Source organism: Brevundimonas sp. (assembly GCF_041919755.1).
Lineage (GTDB): Bacteria > Pseudomonadota > Alphaproteobacteria > Caulobacterales > Caulobacteraceae > Brevundimonas.
Genome location: NZ_JAYRTD010000011.1, coordinates 1 through 25,886 on the forward strand (window position 1 = coordinate 1; position 25,886 = coordinate 25,886).

At 65.2% G+C, this 25,886-nt stretch carries 17 protein-coding genes; 8 read left to right on the forward strand and 9 right to left on the reverse strand.

Going from position 1 to position 25,886, the window contains the following annotated elements; all coding sequences use genetic code 11:
* The 4 genes from ACE3TH_RS12400 to rpsL form a co-directional block, all read right to left on the reverse strand.
* The coding region (locus tag ACE3TH_RS12400) for a GTP-binding protein (RefSeq protein ID WP_374599587.1) at nt 1-454 on the reverse strand (454 nt) is incomplete at its 3' end.
* An 85-nt stretch (nt 455-539) separates the two neighbouring features.
* Complete coding sequence (fusA, locus tag ACE3TH_RS12405; protein WP_374600082.1) at nt 540-2,621, reverse strand: elongation factor G; 2,082 nt, start codon at nt 2,619-2,621, stop codon at nt 540-542.
* 145 nt (nt 2,622-2,766) lie between these two features.
* Nucleotides 2,767-3,240 (reverse strand): 30S ribosomal protein S7, encoded by a 474-nt coding sequence (gene rpsG, locus ACE3TH_RS12410; protein WP_292175481.1) that lies wholly within the window; start codon nt 3,238-3,240, stop codon nt 2,767-2,769.
* An 81-nt stretch (nt 3,241-3,321) separates the two neighbouring features.
* Nucleotides 3,322-3,693, reverse strand: coding sequence for a 30S ribosomal protein S12 (rpsL, locus tag ACE3TH_RS12415; RefSeq protein ID WP_055832311.1), 372 nt, complete (start codon nt 3,691-3,693; stop codon nt 3,322-3,324).
* 391 nt (nt 3,694-4,084) lie between these two features.
* Between rpsL and ACE3TH_RS12420 the strand changes: the two genes are divergently transcribed.
* On the forward strand, nt 4,085-4,891 hold the full coding sequence (locus tag ACE3TH_RS12420; RefSeq protein WP_374600084.1) for a hypothetical protein: 807 nt from the start codon (nt 4,085-4,087) through the stop codon (nt 4,889-4,891).
* A gap of 117 nt (nt 4,892-5,008) precedes the next feature.
* Here the strand turns inward: ACE3TH_RS12420 and rpoC are convergent, their stop codons facing one another.
* Both rpoC and rpoB read right to left on the reverse strand, forming a co-directional pair.
* Nucleotides 5,009-9,205, reverse strand: coding sequence for a DNA-directed RNA polymerase subunit beta' (gene rpoC / locus ACE3TH_RS12425; RefSeq protein ID WP_374600086.1), 4,197 nt, complete (start codon nt 9,203-9,205; stop codon nt 5,009-5,011).
* A 99-nt stretch (nt 9,206-9,304) separates the two neighbouring features.
* Complete coding sequence (rpoB, locus tag ACE3TH_RS12430) at nt 9,305-13,420, reverse strand: DNA-directed RNA polymerase subunit beta (protein WP_374600088.1); 4,116 nt, start codon at nt 13,418-13,420, stop codon at nt 9,305-9,307.
* 399 nt (nt 13,421-13,819) lie between these two features.
* Between rpoB and ACE3TH_RS12435 the strand changes: the two genes are divergently transcribed.
* The 5 genes from ACE3TH_RS12435 to ACE3TH_RS12455 all read left to right on the forward strand — a co-directional run bounded on the left by ACE3TH_RS12435 (nt 13,820) and on the right by ACE3TH_RS12455 (nt 19,973).
* Nucleotides 13,820-14,188 (forward strand): YciI family protein, encoded by a 369-nt coding sequence (locus ACE3TH_RS12435; protein ID WP_374600090.1) that lies wholly within the window; start codon nt 13,820-13,822, stop codon nt 14,186-14,188.
* 10 nt (nt 14,189-14,198) lie between these two features.
* Nucleotides 14,199-15,425, forward strand: a complete 1,227-nt coding sequence (locus ACE3TH_RS12440) for an RNA polymerase sigma factor (RefSeq protein ID WP_374600091.1) — start codon at nt 14,199-14,201, stop codon at nt 15,423-15,425.
* Entirely contained in the window at nt 15,422-15,940 is a 519-nt protein-coding gene (locus tag ACE3TH_RS12445; protein WP_374600093.1) for an FKBP-type peptidyl-prolyl cis-trans isomerase, read from the forward strand. Before ACE3TH_RS12440 ends, ACE3TH_RS12445 begins: the two co-directional genes overlap by 4 nt.
* 104 nt (nt 15,941-16,044) lie before the next feature.
* Complete coding sequence (locus ACE3TH_RS12450) at nt 16,045-17,991, forward strand: M61 family metallopeptidase (RefSeq protein WP_374600095.1); 1,947 nt, start codon at nt 16,045-16,047, stop codon at nt 17,989-17,991.
* A 14-nt stretch (nt 17,992-18,005) separates the two neighbouring features.
* Nucleotides 18,006-19,973: a M61 family metallopeptidase gene (locus ACE3TH_RS12455; RefSeq protein WP_374600096.1), complete on the forward strand. Its 1,968-nt coding sequence runs from the start codon at nt 18,006-18,008 to the stop codon at nt 19,971-19,973.
* A 72-nt stretch (nt 19,974-20,045) separates the two neighbouring features.
* Here the strand turns inward: ACE3TH_RS12455 and ACE3TH_RS12460 are convergent, their stop codons facing one another.
* The 3 genes from ACE3TH_RS12460 to rplJ form a co-directional block, all read right to left on the reverse strand.
* Complete coding sequence (locus ACE3TH_RS12460; RefSeq protein WP_374600097.1) at nt 20,046-20,723, reverse strand: type 1 glutamine amidotransferase domain-containing protein; 678 nt, start codon at nt 20,721-20,723, stop codon at nt 20,046-20,048.
* Between the two features lie 174 nt (nt 20,724-20,897).
* Nucleotides 20,898-21,287, reverse strand: a complete 390-nt coding sequence (rplL, locus tag ACE3TH_RS12465; protein ID WP_296166139.1) for a 50S ribosomal protein L7/L12 — start codon at nt 21,285-21,287, stop codon at nt 20,898-20,900.
* A gap of 67 nt (nt 21,288-21,354) precedes the next feature.
* A complete protein-coding gene (gene rplJ / locus ACE3TH_RS12470; RefSeq protein ID WP_292171918.1) occupies nt 21,355-21,870 on the reverse strand; it encodes a 50S ribosomal protein L10 in 516 nt (171 codons plus the stop codon).
* Nucleotides 21,871-22,239: 369 nt separating this feature from the next.
* Here rplJ and ACE3TH_RS12475 point away from each other — a divergent pair, with 369 nt between their 5' ends.
* Both ACE3TH_RS12475 and ACE3TH_RS12480 read left to right on the forward strand, forming a co-directional pair.
* Nucleotides 22,240-24,129, forward strand: coding sequence for a DUF4153 domain-containing protein (locus ACE3TH_RS12475; RefSeq protein WP_374600100.1), 1,890 nt, complete (start codon nt 22,240-22,242; stop codon nt 24,127-24,129).
* A gap of 123 nt (nt 24,130-24,252) precedes the next feature.
* Nucleotides 24,253-25,719, forward strand: a complete 1,467-nt coding sequence (locus ACE3TH_RS12480; RefSeq protein WP_374600102.1) for a sigma-54-dependent transcriptional regulator — start codon at nt 24,253-24,255, stop codon at nt 25,717-25,719.
* Nucleotides 25,720-25,886 lie beyond the last annotated feature (167 nt).

The following is a 25,886-nucleotide window of genomic DNA, read 5'->3' on the forward strand; positions in this document are numbered from 1 at the left end:
TCTCGACCAGCTCGAGCAGTTCCTTGTCGTCGACCAGGTCGACCTTGTTCATGAACACCACCAGGGCCGGCACGCCGACCTGACGGGCCAGCAGGATGTGCTCGCGGGTCTGGGGCATCGGGCCGTCAGCGGCCGACACCACCAGGATCGCGCCGTCCATCTGGGCGGCACCGGTGATCATGTTCTTCACATAGTCGGCGTGGCCGGGGCAGTCGACGTGGGCATAGTGACGGTTGGCCGTCTCGTATTCCACGTGCGCGGTGTTAATCGTGATGCCGCGGGCCTTTTCTTCCGGCGCGGCGTCGATGTCGGCGTAGTTCATCGCCTTGGCACCACCGGCCTTGGCCAGCGTCATCGTGATCGCCGCCGTCAGCGTCGTCTTGCCATGGTCAACGTGACCGATCGTGCCGATGTTGCAGTGCGGCTTGGTGCGTTCGAACTTTTCCTTGGCCATTCTCTTCTCTCCATCCCCTGAGTAGGGGCTTATCCAGTTTGTCAGGGGTGATGGCGGACGATGTCCGCCGGTTTATCCAAAGGTATCAGGCGGAATACTTCTTGATCACTTCGTCGGCGACGTGTTGCGGTACCGGCTCGTAGTGGTCGTATTGCATGGTGAAGGCGGCGCGGCCCTGCGACATCCCGCGAAGGGTGTTCACATAGCCGAACATGTTGGCCAGCGGCACGAAGGCGTTCACGACGGTGGCGTTACCGCGCATGTCCTGACCCTGGATCATGCCGCGACGGCCGTTCAGGTCGCCGATGACCGAACCCAGATACTCTTCCGGGGTCACGACCTCGACCGCCATGATCGGCTCGAGCAGCTTGGGCGAACCCTTCTCCTTCAGCTCGCGGAACGCAGCGCGGGCTGCGATTTCGAACGCCAGCACGCTGGAGTCGACGTCGTGGAACTTGCCGTCCGTCAGCGTCGCCTTGAAGTCGATCAGCGGGAAGCCGGCCAGCAGGCCGTTGTCCTTGGCCGAGTTCAGGCCCTTTTCGACGCCGGGGATGTATTCCTTGGGCACCGCACCACCGACGATCGAGTTCTCGAACACGAAGCCCGAGCCCGGCTCGCCGGGTTCGAAGGTGATCATGACGCGGGCGAACTGACCCGTACCACCGGTCTGCTTCTTGTGGGTGTAGTCGATATCGACCTTGCGGCCCAGGCTTTCACGATAGGCCACCTGCGGCTGGCCGATGTTGGCCTCGACCTTGTAGGTGCGCTTCAGGATGTCGATCTTGATGTCGAGGTGCAGCTCGCCCATGCCCTTCAGGATCGTCTGGCCCGACTCGTGGTCGGTCGAGACGGTGAAGGACGGGTCTTCCGAGGCCAGCTTCTGCAGGGCGACGCCCAGCTTTTCCTGGTCGGCCTTGGACTTGGGCTCCACCGAGATCTCGATCACGGGGGCCGGGAATTCCATCTTCTCGAGGATGACGGGCGACTTGATCGGGTCGCACAGGGTATCGCCCGTGCGGGTTTCCTTCAGGCCGGCCAGGGCGACGATGTCGCCGGCGTAGGCTTCCTTGATGTCCTCACGGTTGTTGGAGTGCATCTGCAGCATCCGGCCGACGCGCTCGCGCTTGTCACGGCTGGAGTTCAGCAGGCCCATGCCCGTTTCCATCTTGCCCGAGTACAGGCGGCAGAAGGTCAGCGAGCCGACGAAGGGGTCATCCATGATCTTGAACGCCAGGACCGACAGGGGCTCGTCGTCCGAGGCCTTGCGGACCACGGGCTCTTCCGTCTTGAAGTCGATGCCGGGCGTCGGCGGGATGTCGATGGGCGACGGCAGATAGTCGACCACGGCGTCCAGCAGGGTCTGCACGCCCTTGTTCTTGAAGGCCGAGCCGCACAGGATCGGATAGAAGGCACCGGTCAGCACGGCCTTGCGGATGCACTTCTTCAGCGTCTCGACCGAAGGCTCGGTGCCTTCCAGATAGGCTTCCATCGCCTCGTCATCCAGCTCGACGGCGTTGTCGATCAGGTACTGGCGGGCCTCATTGGCCTTGTCGACCAGATCGGCGGGGATTTCGCCGACGGTGTAGTTGGCGCCCAGGGCGTCGTTGTCCCAGACCACCGACTTCATCTCGACGATGTCGACCAGGCCGGACAGCGAAGACTCGGCACCGATCGGGAACTGGATCGGCACGGCCTTGGCACCCAGACGGTCGCGGATCGACTGGACCGAGGCGTCGAAGTCGGCGCCGATCTTGTCCATCTTGTTGACGAAAACGATGCGCGGAACCTTGTACTTGTCGGCCTGGCGCCAGACGGTTTCGGTCTGCGGCTCCACACCGGCGTTGCCGTCCAGCACGGTCACGGCACCGTCGAGCACGCGCAGCGAACGCTCGACCTCGATGGTGAAGTCCACGTGGCCGGGGGTGTCGATGATGTTGAGGCGCTTCTCTTTCCAGAAGGCGGTCGTCGCGGCGGACGTAATGGTGATGCCGCGCTCCTGCTCCTGGTCCATCCAGTCCATGGTGGCGGCGCCGTCGTGCACTTCGCCGATCTTGTGGGACTTGCCGGTGTAATACAGGATCCGCTCGGTCGTCGTCGTCTTGCCCGCATCGATGTGGGCCATGATGCCGAAGTTGCGGTAGTCTTCGATTTTGTGCGTACGGGCCATGAGGCGTGCCTTGAAGTGAGTTCAGGACGCGTCAGGCGCCCTCGGGGAGATCAGTCTGTGCGGATAAGCGAGCGCGGGCGATTTAGCTCAAACCGCCCGCGCCGGAAACCCTTAGATAGTCAGCGCAAGTGACGCTTTGAAGGCGTTACCAGCGGTAGTGCGAGAAGGCGCGGTTGGCTTCGGCCATCTTGTGGGTGTCTTCACGCTTCTTGACGGCGGTGCCGCGGTTGTTGGACGCATCCAGCAGCTCGGCGGCCAGCTTTTCCGTCATGGTGTTCTCACCACGCTTGCGCGCGGCGTTGACCAGCCAGCGGATGGCCAGGGCGCGACGACGGTCCGGACGAACCTCGACCGGCACCTGATAGGTGGCACCACCGACGCGGCGCGAGCGCACTTCGACCGAAGGCGCGACGTTGTCTAGGGCCGAGTGGAAGGTGGCGACCGCTTCCTGGTCCTTCTTCTTCTCGGCCAGGATGTCGAACGCGCCATAGACGATGTTCTCGGCGACGGCCTTTTTGCCCTCGTACATGACGTAGTTCATGAACTTGGTGACGATCAGATCCTTGTACTTCGGATCCGGCAGGACTTCGCGTTTCTGAGCGCGGTGGCGACGTGACATGGGCTTGGCCTTCTAAAGACGTATCGAGGATGCCGGCCCAACATCCGAGGGAATGGGCCGGCGAATGGAGAAGCGGAGCGCTTACTTCGGACGCTTGGCACCGTAGTGCGAGCGGCGCTGCTTGCGGTCCTTGACGCCTTGCGTGTCGAGCACGCCGCGCAGGATGTGGTAGCGCACGCCGGGCAAGTCCTTGACGCGGCCGCCGCGGATCAGGACCACCGAGTGCTCCTGCAGATTGTGGCCTTCGCCCGGGATGTAGCACACGGCTTCGATGCCCGTGGTCAGACGAACCTTGGCGACCTTACGAAGCGCCGAGTTAGGCTTCTTGGGGGTCGTGGTATATACGCGGGTGCAGACGCCGCGGCGCTGGGGGCAGCCCTTCAGGGCGGGCACCTTGTTGCGGACCGGCTTGGGTTGGCGCGGCTTGCGGATCAGCTGGTTAATCGTAGGCATAGAGGTCTCGTCTCTTTCAAATCGGTGGAGGCGTGTGCCTTTCGGCCGGAGCGCCTCGTGAGCCTTCTTTTCGGACGACGCAGGTGCGCCGCCCCGGGTTGAGTTTCGAGCCGTGAGATGACCGCCAAACGAAAAAACCGGAACGCGCGCTTCGGGCGTTCCGGCGGGACACAGCCCGTCCGTTCAACTGTCACGATCCCGACGCCCGGCGAACCGGACACCTCGAAAGTGCGCGGCTTCTACGCCGGGGGGCAGGTTTGGTCAAGTCGCGCAGCGTCGCAGCGATTAACGACCGACTTCACCGCCCCAATACCGCCATGCTGACACCCTCACCTGTCTTCGAACAGGGTTCGGGGGACGGATGAGCGCGGGGCAGGTCATTGGACGCAGGTTGCCCGAGCGCTGGCACAAGCCTGCCCTCGTCGCGGGATCGGTGGCCTTTCATGCCCTCGTCCTGGCGGTGCTGGGCCTCCGGGCGGTTCAGCTGGAAGAGGTGCCCTATACGCCTCAGCCACCGGTGGTGTTCGTCGATATCGCGCCTCGCCCCAAGCTGAGAGACGAGACAGCGCGGGTCAGGCCGACACCGTCCGAAAGCCCGACCGATCGGCTGACCCTGCCCGACCAGGCGGCGGCCAGCCAGGCCCTGCCTCTGCGTGATCCGCGTGAGGAGGAACAGGTGCAAGGCCTGCCGTCCTCGCCGAGTCCGCGTGTCGGCACCCCCGCGCCGGGTGTGCCCGCCCCCACAGGCTCTGCGGCGTCCGGCGGATGGACCGTCCGGCCCGAGACCCAGGGCGACCGTATCCAGCGCGGGCTGAACAACAGCGTCCTGGCCTGCCGCACGCCCCAGTTGCTGACGCCCGCCGAACAGGCGCGTTGCGACGAGCGCATGGCTAATGCGGCCAACAGCACGCCGGAAATGCGTGGCTCCGGCGATCCCGAGACCGACAGCCGCTTTGCCCGCCAGGGGGCCGCGCGGCTGGCCGAATACGAGGCGCGCCGTCGCCCGCTGTCCGGCGGCAACGGCAATGTGGGGGTTCAGGAGGGTCCGGGCTCCAACTTCGGAATCGGTGTGGCGGGTGCGCATCTGGACCCGTCGCTTCGTCCAGACAGCACCACCAATATCCGCACCCGCCGCGACGGCCGGCGCGCCGCCGGCGAACCTCTGGTGCCGGGCGGTGGTGGGTTTTCACGGGAGTAGCGCTACCTCCCCGTTGCCGGTGCGAAAGCAACGAGGCTCTGCGGGCTCAGCGATAGCGCAAGAAAAAGACGGCCCCGTTTCCGGGACCGCCTTGTTCAGTTCAGTCTGAACCGGGGATCAGCTTTCGCTGCCCTCCAGCTCCAGGGCCAGGTCGGCCGGCAGTTCCTCGATGGCCTCTTCGCGAGCGGACGTCAAAGCGGCGTCGCGCGCGTTGGCGATCTTCTGCAGGCTGCGCAGATAGGCACCGGTGCCCGCCGGAATCAGACGGCCCACGATGACGTTTTCTTTCAGGCCTTCCAGCGTATCCTTCTTGCCGTTGACCGAGGCGTCGGTGAGGACGCGGGTGGTCTCCTGGAAGGACGCCGCCGAGATGAAGCTGCGTGTCTGCAGCGACGCCTTGGTGATACCGAGCAGTACCGGCTGCACCGTGGCCAGCCGGCCACCGCGCTTCTCGACCTTGTCGTTCTCGGCCTGGGCCTCGGCGATCTCGACGGTGTCGCCCTTGATCAGGGTCGTTTCACCCGAGTCGATCACCTCGACCTTCTGCAGCATCTGGCGGACGATCACTTCGATGTGCTTGTCGTTAATCGGCACGCCCTGCAGTCGGTAGACCTCCTGCACCTCGTTCACCAGATACTCGGCCAGCGCCTCGACGCCCTGGATGCGCAGAAGATCGTGCGGATCGGGGTTGCCGTCGATGATGTAGTCGCCCTTCTGGATCAGATCGCCGTCGTGGACGGAGATGTGCTTGCCCTTGGGGATCAGGAATTCGACCGGTTCGGCCTGGTTTCCATCGGCATCCGGCTCCGGCGTGATCTTGATGCGACGCTTGTTCTTGTAGTCGCGTCCGAACTCCACGCGGCCGTCCATCTCGGCGATGACCGCGCAGTCCTTTGGACGACGGGCTTCGAACAGCTCGGCCACCCGCGGCAGACCGCCGGTGATGTCGCGCGTCTTGGCACCCTCGGTCGGGACGCGGGCGATGATCTCGCCCGGCTTGACCACGTCACCGTTGGACACCGACAGAACGGCCCCCACCGGCAGCAGGTAGCGGGCGTCGGAGCCCGAGGCCAGCTTGGCATAGGCGTCGCCATTGGTGACACCCATCGCCGGACGCAGGTCCGCACCGCGCGGGCTGGCGCGCCAGTCGCTGACGACGCGCTGGGCGATACCCGTGGCTTCGTCGGTTTCCTCGCGGACCGACAGACCATCGACCAGATCTTCGAACCGGATCGTGCCGCCGACTTCCGTCAGGATCGGAGAGGTATAGGGGTCCCACTCCGCCAGACGCTGGCTGCGCGCGATGTCCGCACCCTCGGTCACCCGCAAGCGAGCACCGTAGGGCAGTTTGTGGGTCTCGCGGTCCTTGCCGTCGACGACGACCGTGATCGTGACGTTGCGACCCATGGCCACCAGATCGCCGTGCGCGGCCTTGACGGTCGGGCCGGTGATCTTGGCGACACCGGCGTTGGTCGCCTCGTAGAACGAGGTTTCCGCCACCTGGGCCGTACCGCCGATGTGGAAGGTCCGCATCGTCAGCTGGGTACCCGGCTCACCGATCGACTGGGCGGCGATGACGCCGACCGCTTCACCGATGTTCACGTTGGTGCCGCGCGCCAGGTCGCGACCGTAGCACATGCCGCAGATGCCGGCCTCGGCCTCGCAGGTCAGGGCCGAGCGGACCTTGATGGACTGCACGCCGGCCGCGTCGATGGCCTCGATCTCTTCTTCCTGCAGATAGGTGTCTGCGGGGAACAGGATCCTGTCGCCGCCCGGCTCCTTGATGTCCTCGGCCGCATAGCGACCCAGAACCCGCTGGCCGAGCGAGACCAGCACGTCACCGCCTTCGACCACGGCGCGCAGGGTGATGCCGCGCGTGGTGCCGCAGTCTTCCTCGGTGACGATCGAGTCCTGCGCCACGTCGACCAGACGACGCGTCAGATAGCCGGAGTTAGCGGTCTTCAGCGCGGTGTCGGCCAGACCCTTACGGGCACCGTGGGTGGAGTTGAAGTATTCGAGGACGGTCAGGCCTTCCTTGAAGTTCGAGATGATGGGCGTCTCGATGATCTCGCCCGACGGCTTGGCCATCAGGCCTCGCATGCCGCCCAACTGCTTCATCTGGGCCTGCGAACCACGGGCACCGGAGTTGGCCATCATGAACACCGAGTTGATGTCGGGGTTCTCGCCCTTGATCAGGGCGCGAGGCTGGGCGATCTCGCCCATCATCGCGTCGGCGATCTTGTCCGTGGCCTTGGCCCAGGCGTCGACGACCTTGTTGTACTTCTCGCCCTTGGTGATCAGGCCGTCGGCATACTGTTGCTCGTATTCCTCGACCTGGGTGCGGGTATCCGCCACCAGTCCGGCCTTGGCCGCAGGGATGACGATGTCGTCCTTGCCGAACGAAATGCCCGCCTTGGCAGCCTCGCGGAAGCCCAGCTGCATCATCTGGTCGGCGAAGATGACCGTCGCCTTCTGACCGCAGTGGCGATAGACCTGATCAATCAGGTTGCCGATTTCCTTCTTGGTCAGGTTCTTCTCGAGCAGGCGGTAGCCGATGTTGGCGTTGTGCGGCAGCAGCGCACCCAGCTTCATCCGGCCCGGCGTGGTGTCGATCACCTTGGTGATGACTTCGCCATCCGCGTTCATCTCGGTCCAGCGCGCCTTGATCTTGGTGTGCAGGGTGACGACCTTGGCATCCAGCGCGGCATCGATTTCGCCGATATTGGCGAACAGCTTGCCTTCGCCCGGCTCGCCTTCCTTGACCAGCGACAGATAGTACAGACCCAGGACGATGTCCTGCGACGGCACGATGATCGGCTTGCCGTTGGCGGGCGAAAGGATGTTGTTCGTCGACATCATCAGGACGCGCGCTTCCAGCTGGGCCTCGAGGCTCAGCGGGACGTGAACGGCCATCTGGTCGCCGTCGAAGTCGGCGTTGAACGCGGTACAGACCAGCGGGTGCAGACGGATAGCCTTGCCCTCGATCAGCTTGGGCTCGAACGCCTGGATGCCCAGACGGTGCAGCGTCGGCGCACGGTTCAGCAGGACCGGGTGTTCGCGGATGACCTCGTCCAGGATATCCCAGACCTGCGGCTGCTCGCGCTCGACCATGCGCTTGGACTGTTTGACGGTGCCCGACAGGCCCTTGGCGTCGAGGCGCGCATAGATGAAGGGCTTGAACAGCTCCAGCGCCATCTTCTTGGGCAGGCCGCACTCGTGCAGCTTGAGCTCGGGACCCACGGTGATGACCGAACGGCCCGAATAGTCGACGCGCTTGCCCAGCAGGTTCTGACGGAAGCGACCCTGCTTGCCCTTCAGCATGTCGGCCAGCGACTTCAGCGGACGCTTGTTGGCGCCCGTGATGACGCGACCGCGACGGCCGTTGTCGAACAGGGCGTCGACGGATTCCTGCAGCATCCGCTTTTCGTTGCGGATGATGATGTCCGGCGCGCGCAGCTCGATCAGGCGCTTCAGGCGGTTGTTGCGGTTGATGACGCGGCGATACAGGTCGTTCAGGTCCGAGGTCGCGAACCGACCGCCGTCCAGCGGCACCAGCGGGCGCAGTTCCGGCGGGATGACCGGCACGACGGTCATGATCATCCACTCGGGCTTGTTGCCCGATTCCAGGAAGGCCTCGATCAGCTTCAGGCGCTTGGACGCCTTCTTGGCCTTGATCTCGGACGGGCTGTCGGCCAGCTCTCCGCGGTGACGCTCGGCCTCGGCATGCAGGTCGATGCCGATCAGCAGGTTGCGCACGGCCTCGGCGCCGATCTCGGCAGTGAAGCCGTCATCGCCGTATTCGTCCTGGTAGCGATAGAACTCGTCTTCCGTCAGCAGCTGGTTCTGCTTCAGCGGGGTCAGGCCCGGCTCGGTGACGATGTAGTTCTCGAAATACAGGACGCGTTCGACGTCCTTCAGCGCCATGTCCAGCATCAGCGAGATGCGCGACGGCAGCGACTTCAGGAACCAGATGTGGGCGACCGGGGCGGCCAGTTCGATGTGGCCCATCCGCTCGCGGCGAACGCGGGCCAGGGTGACCTCCACGCCGCACTTCTCGCAGATGATACCCTTGTACTTCATGCGCTTGTACTTGCCGCACAGGCATTCGTAGTCCTTGGTCGGGCCAAAGATACGGGCGCAGAACAGGCCGTCACGCTCGGGCTTGAACGTGCGGTAGTTGATGGTTTCCGGCTTCTTGATCTCGCCGAACGACCACGAGCGGATCTTCTCTGGCGAGGCCAGAGCGATCTTGATCTGGTCAAAGGTCGGGGTGACCGGAAGCGGGTTGAAGATGTTCAGGACGTCCTGGTTCATCTTGGTTTCCTTCTGCGGGGCTTCCCGCGAAAATTCAGACAGTGGAGAGAGCGAAAGACCGTCCCTCCCCGCTTTCGCGGAGAGGGATCATCCGGTCGGTCAGCTGTTCTCCAGCTCCACGTTCAGGCCCAGCGAGCGCATTTCCTTGACGAGAACGTTGAAGCTCTCGGGGATGCCCGCCTCGAAGCTGTCGTCGCCGCGGACGATGGCCTCGTAGACCTTGGTACGGCCGGCGACGTCGTCGGACTTCACCGTCAGCATTTCCTGCAGGGTGTAGGCGGCGCCGTAGGCTTCCAGAGCCCAGACCTCCATCTCCCCGAAGCGCTGGCCACCGAACTGCGCCTTGCCGCCCAGCGGTTGCTGGGTGACGAGCGAGTACGGCCCGATCGAACGCGCGTGGATCTTGTCGTCGACCAGGTGGTGCAGCTTCAGCATGTAGATGTAGCCGACGGTGACCGGCCTCTTGAACTGCTCGCCCGTCTGACCGTCGTAGACGATCGACTGACCCGAGCGATCCAGACCGGCCTTCTCCAGCAGGTCCTCGATGTCCCCGATGTGGGCACCGTCGAAGACCGGCGTAGCGAACGGCACACCCTTGGACAGGTTCTTGGCCAGCTCGATCAGCTCTTCTTCCGTATCCGGAAGAGGCGTCTCGGGGCCGTAGACGCTGGTCAGGTGATCTACCAGCGCCTTCTTCTGTCCGCCCTGTTGCCAGGCTTCCAGCAGACCCTGGATCTGCTTGCCCAGACCGGCGGCGGCCCAACCCAGGTGGGTTTCGAAGATCTGTCCGATGTTCATGCGCGACGGCACGCCCAGCGGGTTCAGAACGACGTCGACCGAGGTCCCGTCCTCCAGGTGCGGCATGTCCTCGATCGGCAGGATCTTGGAGATGACGCCCTTGTTGCCGTGACGGCCGGCCATCTTGTCGCCGGGCTGAAGCTTGCGCTTCACGGCCACGAAGACCTTGACCATCTTCATCACGCCGGGGGGCAGTTCGTCGCCGCGTTGCAGCTTCTCGACCTTGTCCTCGAAGCGGCGGTCGAGCGCCTTGCGGGCGTCCTCGAACTGCTTCTTCATGGCCTCGAGCTCGCCCATGGCCTTCTCGTCATCCAGGGCGATCTGCCACCACAGGCCGCGCGACAGTTCGCCCAGCTTGTCCTCGGTGACCTCACCGCGACCCAGGCCCTTCGGACCCGACACGGCGTTCTTGCCCAGCAGCAGGGGCTTCAGGCGACCATAGACGTTGCGCTCCAGGATCTTGAGCTCGTCGTCGCGGTCCTTGCCCAGGCGCTCGATTTCCGAACGCTCGATGGCGATGGCCCGCTCGTCCTTGTCGACGCCGTGACGGTTGAAGACGCGAACGTCCACGACAGTACCGGCCACGCCGGGCGGCAGGCGAAGGGAAGTGTCGCGCACGTCCGAAGCCTTTTCGCCGAAGATGGCGCGCAGCAGCTTCTCTTCCGGGGTCATCGGGCTCTCGCCCTTCGGCGTGACCTTGCCGCACAGGATGTCGCCCGGCTGGACCTCGGCACCGATGGCCACGATGCCCGCCTCGTCGAGGTTGCGCAGGGCCTCCTCGCCGACGTTGGGGATGTCGCGGGTGATCTCTTCCGGCCCCAGCTTGGTGTCGCGGGCCATCACCTCGAACTCGTCGATGTGGATCGAGGTGAAGATGTCGTCGCGCACGATACGCTCGGAAATCAGGATCGAGTCCTCGAAGTTGTAGCCGTTCCAGGGCATGAAGGCGACGAGGGCGTTGCGGCCCAGGGCCAGTTCGCCCAGGTCCGTCGAGGGGCCGTCGGCGATCACGTCACCGGCCTTGACCTCGTCACCCACGCGCACGATCGGGCGCTGGTTGATGCAGGTCGACTGGTTGGAACGCTGGAACTTCGACAGGCGATAGATGTCGACGCCGGAGCGGCCGGCATCCAGTTCGCCGGTGGCGCGCACGACGATGCGGGTACCGTCGATCTGCTCGACGACGCCGTCACGCTTGGCAACCACGACCGCGCCGGAGTCGACGGCCACGACCGCTTCCATGCCGGTGCCGACCAGCGGCGCGTCCGACTGCACCAGAGGCACGGCCTGACGCTGCATGTTCGCGCCCATCAGGGCCCGGTTGGCGTCGTCGTTTTCCAGGAAGGGGATCAGGGCGGCGGCGACCGAAACGACCTGTTTCGGCGACACGTCCATCATGTCCACCGACTCCTTGGTCAGCAGCTGGCTGTCGCCGTTGATCCGGCCGGGGACCAGGTCCTCGACGATCTGGCCGTCCTTCAGCTCGATGTTGGCCTGGGCGATGGTGTATTTCGCCTCTTCCATGGCCGAGATGTAGACTACCTCGTCCTGGGCCTGGCCGTCCTTGACCCGGCGGTACGGGCTTTCGATGAAGCCGTACTTGTTAACGCGGGCGTGGGTGGCCAGCGAGTTGATCAGGCCGATGTTCGGGCCTTCCGGCGTTTCGATCGGGCAGATGCGACCGTAGTGGGTCGGGTGCACGTCGCGGACCTCAAAGCCGGCGCGCTCACGCGTCAGACCGCCCGGGCCGAGCGCTGACAGACGACGTTTGTGGGTGATCTCGGACAGCGGATTAGTCTGGTCCATGAACTGCGACAGCTGCGACGAACCGAAGAACTCGCGCACGGCGGCGGCGGCCGGCTTGGCATTGATCAGGTCATGCGGCATGACCGTGTCGATATCGACCGAGGACATGCGCTCCTTGATGGCGCGCTCCATCCGCAGCAGGCCGACGCGGTACTGGTTTTCCAGCAGTTCGCCGACCGAACGGACCCGGCGGTTGCCCAGGTTGTCGATGTCGTCGATCTCGCCCCGACCGTCCTTCAGGCCGACCAGGATCTGGAGGACCTTCAGAACGTCTTCCTTGCGCAGCACGCGGATCTCGTCGGACACCTCGGGGGTCTCCAGACGCATGTTCATCTTGACCCGGCCCACGGCCGAAAGGTCGTAGCGCTCGCTGTCGAAGAACAGCGAGTTGAACATGGCCTCGGCGGCTTCGGGGGTGGGCGGCTCGCCCGGACGCATGACGCGATAGACGTCGAACAGCGCGTCCTCGCGGCCCGTGTTCTTGTCGATGCGCAGGGTGTTGCGCATGTAGGCGCCGACCGTCACGTGGTCGATGTCCAGAACGTCGATGGTGGTGAAGCCGTGACTTTCCAGCAGTTCGATGGTCGGCGCGTCCAGCTCGTCACCGGCCTCGGCATAAATCTCGCCGGTTTCGTAGTTGACGGCGTCGGCGGCCAGATAGCGGGTCAGCAGGGCGTCAGCGGCCAGCGACAGCGAGGTCGTGGTCTCGCCCAGCTTCTTGGCCTGGCGGGCGCTGATCTTAGTGCCGGCGGCGGCGATCACTTCGCCGGTGTCGGCGTCGACCAGATCGAACTCGGGCTTCACACCTCTCCAGCGCTCGGCCTTGTAGGGGGTGACCCAGCCTTCGCCGCGCTTCTCATAGGGCACGGTGTCGTAGAAGGTCTTGAGGATTTCCTCGCCGTCCATGCCCAGGGCCATCAGGAAGGTCGAGGCCGGCAGCTTCCGACGACGGTCGATACGGGTGTAGACCACGTCCTTGGCGTCGAACTCGAAGTCCAGCCACGAGCCACGGTACGGGATGACCCGCGCGGCGAACAGCAGCTTGCCCGAGCTGTGCGTCTTGCCCTTGTCGTGGTCGAAGAAGACGCCCGGCGAACGGTGCATTTGCGAGACGATGACCCGCTCGGTGCCGTTGACGACGAAGGTGCCCTTGTCGGTCATGAGCGGGATGTCGCCCATGTAGACGTCCTGCTCCTTGATGTCCTTGACCGAGCGCGCGCCGGTTTCCTCGTCCGCCTCGAACACGATCAGGCGCAGCTTGACCTTCAGCGGCGCGGCATAGGTCATGTCGCGCTGGATGCACTCCTCGACGTCGTACTTGGGGTCCTCGAATTCGTAGGAGACGTATTCAAGGATGGCGCGTTCGTTGAAGTCCTTGATCGGGAAGACCGACTTGAACACCGCCTCGATGCCTTCATCCCGACGCTGCCCGGCGCGCACTTCGCGCTGCAGGAACTGTTCGTATGAGGCGCGCTGAACCTCGATGAGGTTCGGCATCTGGATCGCTTCGGGGATGCGCCCGAACGAGTGGCGGATGCGCTTCTTGCCGGTGAACGAGGTGGCGGTGGCGAACTGACCGGGGGCGGCGAGTTCGGCGTTGGACTTGGCCATTCTGTCTTCCCAATGCGCCACCCGGGCAGGCGGCGATCAAATGCAGCAGCCACGGCTCACCGCTCGGTGACCCGTGACCATCGGTTTCGGCGTCCACCCTCGGGCCTTGCGGCACCAGGACACCTGAAATGTAGAGCTCCCTTGGGGAGGAGCGCGTCTTCGCTCGGTCGGAGGGCGACGGACCGGGCCTCGACGCTTTCGCGCGCGGACTCATGGAGTTCTGCGGAGGGCGGACATATACGCCCTTCTTCGGCGAAATAAAGGCCCCGATCGCATTGGATCGGCCGCTGGGTGAAGATTTTTTGCCGCCGGTGTCGATCTGCGCGCCCCTCGCGCGTCTCCCGATTGTCGCGCATGATCGGACAGTCCGATCAGGTGACCGAAAATGGAGGCTGACCGATGCAATACGTTCTTCTGATCCACGAACCCGAAACCGAGTCCTATCCCGACGGCGAGAACGGCCAAGCCTGGCTCGACATCCTCGAAGCGCACAACGCGTATGGCCAGGAGATGGGTGCCGCCGGCGTCTTCGTCGGCGGCGCGGGTCTGAAGTCGGCCAGCCTGGCCACCACCGTCCGCGTCACGCCGCAGGGCCGCACGGTTCACGACGGCCCGTTCGCCGAGACGCGCGAGCAACTGGGCGGGCTCTATATGATCGATGTCCCCGATCTGGACGCCGCCATCGACTGGGCCAAAAAGCTGCCGATCGCCGGCAACGGGTCCATCGAGATCCGCCCCCTACTGCCGCCACCGCCGATGCCCGGCTGATCGGCAAAACTTGAGCCTTCTTGACCAGACCTTTCGACAGGCCGGCGGGCGCGTCATCTCCGCGCTCGCCGCGTCCTTCCGCGATCTGGACGTGGCCGAGGAGGCCTTTGCCGAAGCCTGCACCCGTGCCGTCGAAAAGTGGAGCGACGCCCCGCCCGCAGACCCCGCCGCCTGGCTCTATGCCGTCGCCCGGCGCTGGGCGCTTGACCGCTATCGGCGCCGCGCCACCGCCGCCGCCTGGCGTCCCGACGACGCCCCGCCCGAGCCGACGCCCGAGGACCTGGTCATGGCCATGGACAATCCCATACCCGACGAGCGGCTGCGTCTGATCTTCGTCTGCTGCCACCCTGCGGTAGCCCCTGAAGCGCGCGCGGCCCTGACCCTGCGGACGGTCTGCGGCCTGACGACGGCGGAGGTGGCAACTGCCTTCCTGCTACCGGAGCCGACCTTGGCCCAGCGACTGGTCCGAGCCAAGCGCAAGATCACCGAGGCCGGGGTGCCGTTCGACATCCCCACGCCCGACCGCTGGCCCGAGCGAATGGACGCCGTCCTGTCGACGCTGGAGGTCGCCTATGCCCAGGCTCATGCCGACGCGGCGTTGGCGGGGCCTCATGCGGATTTCGCCCGGGAAATACTGCACCTGACCGACCTGCTGGCGCGGCTTGTCCCTGATGACCCCGAAGTCCTCGCCCTCGCGGCGACGGTTCGCTTCACCGAGGCGCGTCGACCGGCCCGGCTGGCCGCCGACGGGGCCATGACGCCGCTCGCCGACCAGGATGTGCGGGACTGGAACGCCGAGCTCTGCATCCAAGCCGAGCGACTGTTGTCCAGCGCCGCAGCCCTGGCGCACCGGAACCGCCGTCCGCCCGGCCCGCGTGCGCTGCAGGCGGCCATCCATGCGGTCCACGCCGACCGCCGCCGATTGGGCCTGATAGACTGGCGCGCCATCGTCGGTCTGTATGATGCGCTGCTGACCCTCCGCGACGATCCGGTCGTCCACACCAATCGTGCCATCGCCGTGGCAGAGGTCCAGGGCCAGGCCGCGGCCCTGTCACTTTTGGACGCCGCGCCCCAGCCTGCCTGGCTACCCTGGCGGGCCGCACGCGCCGACATGCTGGCGCGTCTGGGTCGGGGGCGCGAAGCGGTGGCCGAATATGATGCGGCGCTCGCACTGCAGCCCTCCCCTGCCGAAGCCCTATTCCTCGCCGCCCGCCGCGCTGCTAGCGTCAGCGCATGACTCGCACCTCGCTTTTTGCCGCCGCCCTGAGCCTGACCCTCGCCGCCTGCGCCGGTGCGCCCAGCCGGCCTGCGATGAACCTCGACTTCTCGGGCAGCAACACCCAGGAAAACTGGAACGCCGGCAATGCGGCCTATCTGGTCGTCAACGGGGCAAAGCGCGGCTGGACCACGACCGAAAGCGGCCTGCAATACCGTCGCGTCGGCCCGGCCAAGCCCGACGGCAGGCAGCCGGTCGCCACGGATACAGTAAAGGTCCACTATCGCGGCACCTTCGTGGACGGTCGCGAGTTCGACAGCTCCTATTCCCGCAACGAGCCCGCCGAGTTTCCGCTGAACCGCGTGATCAAGGGCTGGACCGAGGGTGTGGCCCTGATGCGCGAGGGTGAAAAGTTCGAGTTCGTGATTCCCGCCTCGCTGGGCTACGGCGACCGCTGGGTCGGCGGCGACGACCTGCCGCCCAACTCCACCCTCTTGTTCACGGTGGAACTGCTGGAAGTTCAGCCCGCCCCCTGAGGCAGACATTACAGGATTGTAATCCTTTCGGCCGCTCGCCGGGTTGACCCACGCGGCCTGCCGTCGTGATCTCCGGCTCCCTGTTTTTTGCCGGAAGTGCCGAGATGATGCGTCCCCTGCCCCGCCTGCTGCTGTCGGCCTGTGCCACCGCCCTGCTGATGGGGTCGCCGGCTATGGCCCAGATGGCACCCGCCCTGGATCGCACCCTGGCGCCCATCCCGGCTCCGCGCGACGTTCCCTATCCGGGCACGATCGCGATCAATATGGACGCCACCGATATCGATCGAAGGATCGTTTCGGTGCGTCAGACCATTCCGGTCGCCCAGCCCGGCCCTCTGATCCTGCTGTATCCAGAGTGGATCCCCGGCAACCATGGCCCTGTCGGGCCCGTGGACGACATCGCCGGCCTGCACATCACCGCCAATGGGCAGGCGTTGCGCTGGGTCCGCAACACTCTCAACACCAATGCCTTCGAGGTCGAGGTTCCCGCAGGCGTGTCCCAGGTCGAGGTCGCCTTCAAATGGCTGACCCCCATCGACGGCTCCCAGGGCCGGGTCGTCATCACCGACGAAATGTTGAACATCCAGTGGGAGAAGGCGCTGCTCTATCCCGCCGGCTATTACTCGCGTCAGATCACCTTCAAGCCGACCCTGCGTCTGCCCGAAGGCTGGCAATATGGTGTGGCGCTGGATACGGAATCGTTCGCGGGCGGACTGGCCACATTCGCCCCCGTGACGCTGGAGCACCTCGCCGACAGCCCTGTCTTTGCCGGTGCCCATTACCGCCAGGTCGATCTGGATCCTGGCGGCCGCTCGCCGGTTCGCCTGAACATCGTCGCCGACGAGCCCGAAATGCTGGCGGCCAGCGAGGCCCACATCGCCCAGCACCGGAGCCTGGTCCAGCAGGCCGACCGTCTGTTCGGGGCCCGCCACTTCAACCACTATGATTTCCTCGTCGCGGTGACGGACCGTCTGGGCGGGATCGGGCTTGAGCATCACCGCTCGTCTGAGAACAGCGTCGATCCGAAATACTTCACCGATCCGACCGGCACCCTGGCCGACCGCGACCTTCTGGGCCACGAATACACCCACAGCTGGAACGGCAAGTGGCGCAGGCCTGCGGATCAGCTGGTGCCGAACCTGAACGAGCCGCTACAGAACTCCCTGCTGTGGGTCTATGAGGGCCAGACCCAGTATTGGGGTCTTGTGCTGACCGCGCGCGCCGGTCTGATGAGCAAGCAGCAGGCTATCGACGTCATCGCCAATACCGCCGCCAGTTTCGCCGATATCCCGGGCCGCGAGTGGCGGGCGATGCAGGACACGACCAACGACCCGATCATCGCGCGTCGCCAGGCCCAGCCCTGGCCCAGCTATCAACGTAGCGAAGACTATTACCGCGAAGGCGCTCTGATCTGGCTGGATGCCGACACCCTCATTCGCGAACAATCACGGGGCCGGCGGTCGCTGGATGATTTCGCCAAGGCCTTCTTCGGCGTTCAGGACGGCAGCTGGGATCCAGCGCCCTATACGTTCGGCGACGTCACCGAGACGCTGGACGGGGTCCAGACCAACGACTGGTCGACCTTCCTGCGCACCCGTCTGGATGCTGTCGGCCCCGACGCCACCGGTCCTTTGGGCGGGATCGAACGCGGCGGCTACCGGCTGGTCTGGCGCGAGACCCCGAATGACTACACCAAGTCCCTGAACGCTGAACTGGGCCGGAACGATTTCCAGTATTCGCTGGGCCTGTCGACCAACGCCGCCAACCGCATCACGGCGGTCCGCTGGGGCTCGCTCGCGTTCGAAGCTGGCCTGACCTCCGGCTGGGAAATCATCGCCGTCAACAACCGCACCGCCAGTCCGACCGTGATCGCCGAGGCGATTACGGCGTCGAAAGGCAACCAGACCCCGATCGAGATGATGCTGAAACGCGGCGAGCAGTTCCGCACCGTGTCCTTCGCCTACCACGACGGACTGCGCTATCCGCATCTGGAGCGCATCCCCGGCACCCCTGACCGACTGGGCGACATTTTCAGCCCGCGCAGCCGCTGAAAGTGACATCACAGATGATCCGTACCGCCGCCCTCGCCCTGCTCCTGACCTCCGCCGCGCTACCGACGCTGGCGCAGGTGCCGGGCTCCCAGGCTCAGACGCCGCTGCCCGTTCCGACCAGCCTGCCGCGCCCCCTGCCGCCGATTCCGGCCCCTCAGGATCGCGACTATCCCGGCACGATCGGCATCGTTGCCGACATAACGGACGTTGACCGGCGCATCATTCGCGTCACCCAGACCGTGCCTGTCAGCGCCGGCCATCTGGTCCTGCAATATCCGAAATTCATTCCCGGCAACCACGCCGACACCGGCCCGATCCAGCTGGTGTCGGGCGTCACGATCACCGGCAACGGGCAGCGGATCGAATGGGTACGCGACACGGTGGACCCTCACGCTTTCCACCTGGACATTCCCGCCGGCGTCACGTCCATCGAGGTGAAGTTCGAGTGGCTGACCCAGCCTGACAACGCCGTCTGGCGCGTGGTCATGACACCCGAGATGGTCAATCTTCAGTGGGAGAAGGCTCTGCTCTATCCCGCGGGCTACAGCCACAGCCGCATCACCTTCCAGCCGTCGGTCCGTATGCCGACAGGGTGGCAGTACGGCGTGGCGCTGGACACCGTCTCCTTTGCCGACGGCCTGGCAACCTTTGCCCCGATTTCGCTGGAGCATCTGGCCGACAGTCCGATGTTCGCCGGGGCCCATTTCCGTCGCATCGGCCTGGACACAAACGGGCGCTCGCCGATTCACCTGAACCTGGTCGGGGATACAGCGGCCAGCCTGGCTGCCTCCGACGCCCGCATCGCGGAGTATCGCAGTCTGGTAGAGCAGGCTGACCGTCTGTTCGGAGCCCGCCATTTCGACCGCTACGACTTCCTGCTGGGCCTGACATCCAAGATGGGCGGGATCGGTCTGGAGCACCACCGCTCGTCCGAGAATACCGCCAGCCCCGGCTTCTTCACGGGCTCCAATCCCGACTACGGCTCACGCACCCTGCTGCCGCACGAGTTTGTTCACAGCTGGAACGGCAAGTTCCGCCGCCCGTCGGACGAGTACGTCCCCAACCTCAATATCCCGACCCAGAACAGCCTGATGTGGGTCTATGAGGGCCAGACCGAATATTGGGGCGATGTGCTGGGGGCCCGCTCTGGCCTGGTCACCCGCGAAGAGGCCCTGGCCAATCTGGCCGAGGTCGCAGGCTTCTATGACCAGCAGCCAGGGCGTCAGTGGCGGGCCCTGCAGGATACGACCAACCACAATCTGCTGGGTTATCGCACCACCAACCCCTGGCCGTCGTGGATGCGGGGCACGGGCGACTATTACCGCGAGGCCCTGCTGATCTGGCTGGACGCCGATACCCTGATCCGCGAAGCCACGGGAGAGAGCAAATCTCTCGACGATTTTGCCAAGGCCTTCTTCGGCCAGGACGATGACGACAACTGGCAGACCCCGCGCCCCTACACGTTTGAAGACGTCGTGGCGGCGCTGAATGCGGTGCATCCTCACGACTGGGCGGGATTCCTGCGTACGCGGCTGGACGCGGTGGGTCCCGACGCGCGGGCACCGCTGGATGGGATCGCTCGCGCCGGCTACCGCCTGACCTATGTCGACAGTCTCAATGACGTCGAAAAGCGCATCCAGTCCGGCTGGGCAAACGACTTCCAGTATTCGCTGGGCTTTTCGCTGGGAGCGAACAACCGGATCACCGGCATACGTTGGGGTGGCCCCCTGTTCGAGCAGGGCATTGGTGCGGGCTGGGAACTGGTGTCCATCGGCAACCGCACCGCCTCGGCCCAGGCTCTACGCCGTGCCGTCACGGCCGCAAAAGGGACCGACCGACCGATCACCATGGTCATCAAGCGCGGCGACGAGTTCCGCACCCTGTCGATCCCCTATCACGACGGCCCTCGCTATCCCCGCCTCGAGCGGATCGAGGGCACACCGGATCGCCTGAGCGATATCCTCAGCCCCCGTAGGCGTTAACGCCACGCTCTCCCCATCGCCGCGCGGCGATGGGGAGAGCGCGTACGACGTGTTGAGCGCAGGGCCGAGAGCCTACTTCAGCAGCGCCAGCAAGGCCTCGGCCGCGCCTTCGGACGACGCCGGGTTCTGGCCGGTGACCAGCTTGCCGTCCGTCAGGACGTGCGGGGCCCAGTCCGCGCCGCGGGAATAGTCGCCGCCGTTCTTCTTGAGTTCGTCCTCCAGCAGGAAGGGCACCACGTCGGTCAGGCCGACGCCCTCCTCCTCGGTGTTGGAAAAACCGGTGACCTTGCGGCCCTTGACCAGGAATTCGCCGTCAGGACCCTTTACATGGCGCAGGGCGGCGGGTGCGTGGCAGACCGCTCCTACCGGCTTATCGGCCTTGGCGAAGGCCTCGATCAGGGCGATGGAGGTCTTGTCCTCGGCAAGGTCCCACATCGGGCCGTGACCGCCAGGATAAAAGACAGCGTCATAGTCCTGGGCCTTGATCTCTGACAGCGGATGGGTCGCGGCCAGGGCGGCCTTGGCGTCGGCGTCGTTTTTGAACCGTTCGGTGGCCTCGGTCTGGGCGTCCGGCTCGTCGCTCTTGGGATCCAGCGGTGGCTGGCCGCCCTTGGGCGAGGCCAGGGTGATGTCGGCTCCCGCATCCTTCAGCACGTAATAGGGGGCCGCGAACTCCTCCAGCCAGAAGCCGGTCTTCTTGCCGGTGTCGCCCAGTTTGTCGTGCGACGTCAGGACCATCAGGATTTTCATGGGTTGAGCCTTTCGGGTTCGGAGGGTGACGGCATGTGGGAAGCCCACGCCGCCGATGCCACGACCCAAACGAAAACAGGCCCGGAGGTTTCCCTCCGGACCTGTTCATTTCGTAATGCCCTCAAGCAGCAAGGCTCCGCGAGCCTCGCGTTAGGGCACTGAAAAGTTCAGATCTTACTTGATCTGGACCTTGGCACCGGCTTCCGTCAGCTTCTTGGCGACTTCGTCGGCAGCTTGCTTGGAGACGTTCTCGACGACGTTCTGAGGAGCGCCTTCGACCAGGTCCTTGGCTTCCTTCAGACCCAGGTCCGAACGCACGCCGCGCACTTCCTTGATCACGTTGATCTTCTTGTCGCCACCGTCCAGCAGGACGACGGTGAACTCGGTTTGCTCTTCGGCAGCTTCGGCCGGAGCGGCACCGGCGCCACCACCGGCCGGCATGGCCATGGCGACGGGAGCGGCAGCGGAAACGCCCCACTTTTCTTCCAGCATCTTGGACAGCTCGGCGGCTTCCAGGACGGTCAGGGCGGACAGGTCTTCAACGATTTTGGCGAGATCGGCCATTGGGATTTTCCTTCGGAGGATAGGGGTTCAGATAGAGAGGTTGCAGAGATGAAAGTGGCGAGATGCCTTACGCGGCGTCCTTGGTGGCATAGGCGTTGAAAACGCGTGCCAGTTGGCCGGCAGGGGCTTGAACGACGCCAGCGATCTTGGTCGCAGGTGCGTTGAGCAGGCCCAGCATCGAAGCGCGGATCTGATCCAGCGACGGCAGTTTGGAGAGAGTCTCCACGCCCTTCGCGTCCAGAACCTTGTCACCCATGAAGCCACCCAGGACGACGAACTTGTCGTTGGCCTTGGCGTATTCGGCGGTGACCTTGGCAGCCGTCACCGCGTCATCGGCATAGGCGATGCCCACGGGACCCTTAAACAGGCCGTGGTAGTCGCTGCCGTCTTCGGCTTCGAGCGCCTTGAGCGCTAGGCGGTTCTTGACCACCTTGAACGTGCCGCCCGCTGTACGCAGGCGACCCCGCAGGTCTTCCATATCCGCAACGGTCAGACCCAGGTTGTGGGTCACGACCACGGCACCCGCGTCGGCAAAAACGCCCTTCAGCGTTTCGATCGACTCGGCTTTTTGTGCGCGATCCATTGCGGTCTCCAGTCTAGCATTCGCCGCCGGGCTTATTCCCGAACGGCGGTTGGCACGGCGTCTCGCATCGCTGCGAGGCGTTCGGGCCGGTCGTATTGTCCGAAGGAGGCTTGCGATCCCGACCTGACCGGATACCGGTCGCGTCTGGCGTCGTCTGCATCCCCATCTCCCCACGGCGTCAGAGGGCTCTCTGACATTTATGGTCTGGGTGACCCCCAGACCCCGAAGTTCTCGGACAGGACCGTCAGAACCGGTAGGGTCCGGACGGCGAAGGGGCGCTCTATACACGGCTCGCCGTCAAACTCAAGCGCCGCCTCTTCACAAGGGGCGCTGAAGGCGCTCACATCCGGCGGAAGGGGGAGCGACACCATGACTGAGTCCATCCAGACGGCCACGCCGGAAGCCACCGGCCGCGACAGCCTGGGCCGGGCCGCCTCGCCGCTGCTGTTTCCGATCCGCCTGGCCATAGGGGCGGTACAGGGGCTGGCGCTTTGGTGGCTTTACAGGGCGACCGAGACCGGCCCGTACGTGAACGATATGCCGCCCCCGCGCGCCTGGCCCGCCAGCGAGCCTGCACTGTTTGCGCCGTTGGTGCTGGTTTTCCTGTTCGTGCCGGTGTTGTTGCTGGCCGGCGTGGGTCGTATGCGGCCCCGCACCCTCGCCGTCTGGGCGGTCGCTGCGACCGCCGCCCTGGCCCTGCTCGGCTGGCACGATGTGGCGCGTCAGAGTGCGGAGACCCTGCGCTATCCGCCCTTCTTCACTGCCCCCCTGTTCCTGTTCACAGCCGCTGCCTTGTTCATCGGCCATCATCTGATCCTGCCCGCCGATCTGGAGCGTCGCTGGGTCGCGGCCTTTCCGACGTACTTCGACACAGCCTGGAAGGCGGGCGTGCAACTGGGCCTGTCCATCGGCTTCACGGGGGCTTTCTGGCTGCTGCTTCTGCTCGGGTCCCAGCTGTTCGGGATCATTGGCCTGCCATTCCTCAGCAATCTGATTGCCGAGGAGTGGTTCACCATTCCACTGACCTGCCTGGTCTTCCCCGTCGCGGTTCACCTGACCGATGTGCGCGATGGCCTGATCCGGGGCGTGCGGACCGTCGTGCTGATGCTGCTGTCCTGGCTGCTGCTGGTCATGACCGTGCTGGTCGCAGGTTTCCTCGTCGCCCTGCCCTTCACCGGCCTCGACGGTCTCTGGAACACCGGCAGCGCGACGGCCCTGGTTCTGTCCGCCGCCGCAGCCCTGATCATCCTGATCAACACCGCCTATCAGGATGGCCGCCCCGACAACCTGCCGCCCGCAGTCCTGCGCATCGCCGTCCGCGTCGCCGCCGTCCTGATCACACCTCTGGTCATCCTGGCCTTCTGGGGTCTGGCCCTGCGGATCGGCCAGCATGGCCTGACGCCGGACCGGATTATCGCCCTGGCCTGCGCCGTGGTCGGCCTGGTCCATGCCGTAGGCTACCTTTACGCCGCTCTTCGCCCCTTCTGGCAGCGCGATGCCGCGTGGATGACCCCGCTTGAGCGCACGAATATTTCAGGTGCCATCCTGGCCGCCGCCCTGATCCTGGCCCTGTTCAGCCCGCTCGCCGACCCCACCCACCTGTCCGTCAACGACCAGGTCGCCCGGCTGGAGCGCGGTGCGGTCACGGTCGAGGCGTTTGACTTCCGCTTCCTGCGCTTCGAGAGCGGCAAGGCGGGCTTGTCGGCGTTGGAAGAACTTTCACGCTCGACCGATCCATCTATCGCCCAGCGCGCCAAAAACGTCATCGCGGCGTCGGATCGGTTCGAGGATGCCGTGACCGGTGCGCAAGCCCGTCGACCAGTCTTCGCCGACTGGCCCACAGCAGCGGCGTTACCCGAAGGCTTCCTCACGCCAGTCGATAGTGAAGACAGCCGGTACCACTGCACCGCCGCCGATGACTGTGTTGCACGCCCCATCGACCTCGACGGCGACGGCATTGAGGAAGTGTTGGTCGCAAACGCCAACATCATCCGCATTTGGCAGCGTCAGCCTGATGGTGTTTGGGTAGATGCCGGGGCGTATCGCACGGTGATGTGTGGGACGGACTCTGGCGAGAATGACCATCGCATATGGCTCCGCTCATCCGATCTCCGACCCGTAGCCCCAAGCTTTCCCGACCTTGATTTGGGCGGTGGCCGACGAGCCTCAGCGGAGGGCGTACTACGGTGCCCTGAAGAAGAAGCCAGCAGCACCGTGGGCGTTCGCCCGCAAGTCAAGTTACGAACTCCGCCCCGTTAACCCCCCGCTCACCCTGCCCGACCACCCGATCTTCACCTTGTCGGGCCTAGAACGTCCCGGAATGAGCCAGTCCCGCCGAACGAGGACCGGCCACGATCTGCGATGTTTGAAGGGTGTTTCCGCATGGCCAAGACCGTTCTGGTGGTCGACGACGATCCGACCCAGCGCCGCCTGGCCCAGGCCGTGCTTGAGCGTGAAGGCTATGCCGTCGTCCATGCCGATAGCGGGGGCGAGGCGATCGACCGCCTGACCAAGGGCGGCGGGGCCGACGTCGTCCTGCTGGACATGGTCATGCCAGGCATGAGCGGCATGGAGGCCCTGGCCGAGATCCGCACCGCCGGCGTCACCACGCCGGTCATCGTTCTGACCGCCAACGGCGGCGTGGACGCCGTGGTCAAGGCCATGCAGGCCGGGGCCCAAGACTTTTTCGTCAAGCCGGTGTCGGCCGAACGCCTGCTGGTCGGCGTCTCCAACGCCCTTCAGATGACCCGGCTGACGGCCGAGGTCGGCCGCCTGACCAAGCGGGTCTCCAACCGTTCCTCCTTCGACGATCTGGTCGGCGACAGCCCGCCCATGCGCATGGTCAAGGCCATGGGCACACGCGCCGCCAAGTCCGGCATTCCCGTCCTGATCACGGGCGAAAGCGGCGTCGGCAAGGAAGTCATCGCCCGCGCCCTGCACGGTGCGTCCGACCGTTCGGGCAAGCCCTTCGTCGCCGTCAACTGCGGGGCCCTCCCCGCCAACCTGATCGAATCTATCCTGTTCGGCCACGAAAAGGGGGCCTTCACCGGGGCCCATGACAAGCATCTGGGCAAGTTCCAGGAGGCCAACGGCGGCACCCTGTTCCTCGACGAGATCGGCGAGCTGCCTCTCGACATGCAGGTCAAGCTGCTGCGCGCGCTTCAGGAGGGCGAGGTCGATCCCGTCGGGGCTAAACGCTCGGTCAAGGTCGATGTCCGCATCGTCTCGGCCACCAATCGCGACCCGGCCCAGCAGGTCAAGGAAGGGGCCTTCCGTGAGGACTTGTTCTATCGCCTGAACGTCTTCCCGATCGAGGCCCCGGCCCTGCGCGACAGGCGCGAGGACATCCCGGCCCTGGTCGATCACTTCATCGCCCGCTTCAATGCCGAGGAAGGTCGCCGCGTCACCGGCTGCGCGCCCGAAACGATGGCGCTGCTGACCGCATTCGACTGGCCCGGCAACGTGCGCCAGCTGGAGAATGCCGTTTACCGCGCCATCGTCCTGGCCGACTCTCCGTTCCTGCAACCCCACGATTTCCCGGCCATCTCCGGCATGGCCGCGCCTCTGCTCCCCTCCGTGGGGGAGGTGGATCGCCGCGCCAACGAAGAGACGGAGGGCTCAACGGCAGACGCCGTCGTCGCGGCTCCCGACAGCCCCATCCGCATCCTCGACGACCGCGGCCACCTGCGCACCCTGGAAGAGATCGAACGCGACCTGATCCAGCACGCCATCGAGGTCTATGCCGGCCACATGTCCGAGATCGCGCGCCGCCTCGGCATCGGTCGCTCCACCCTGTACCGCAAGGTTCGTGAACAGGGGCTGGAAGACGTTTTGCGCGAGGTGGGGTGATCGATCGCGCGTGAGCCTTGAGGCTCTTGCCTCCGCGATGCCTCAAACCTGTCCGAAAGTTCACTGGCGATCAGAGGCATGTGTGGCGATGTCCGGCGGCACGCCGTCGAATAATGCCTGGCCGGGCGACGGATTTTTACCGCCTGCGCGTTCAGACAGTTCCTCCC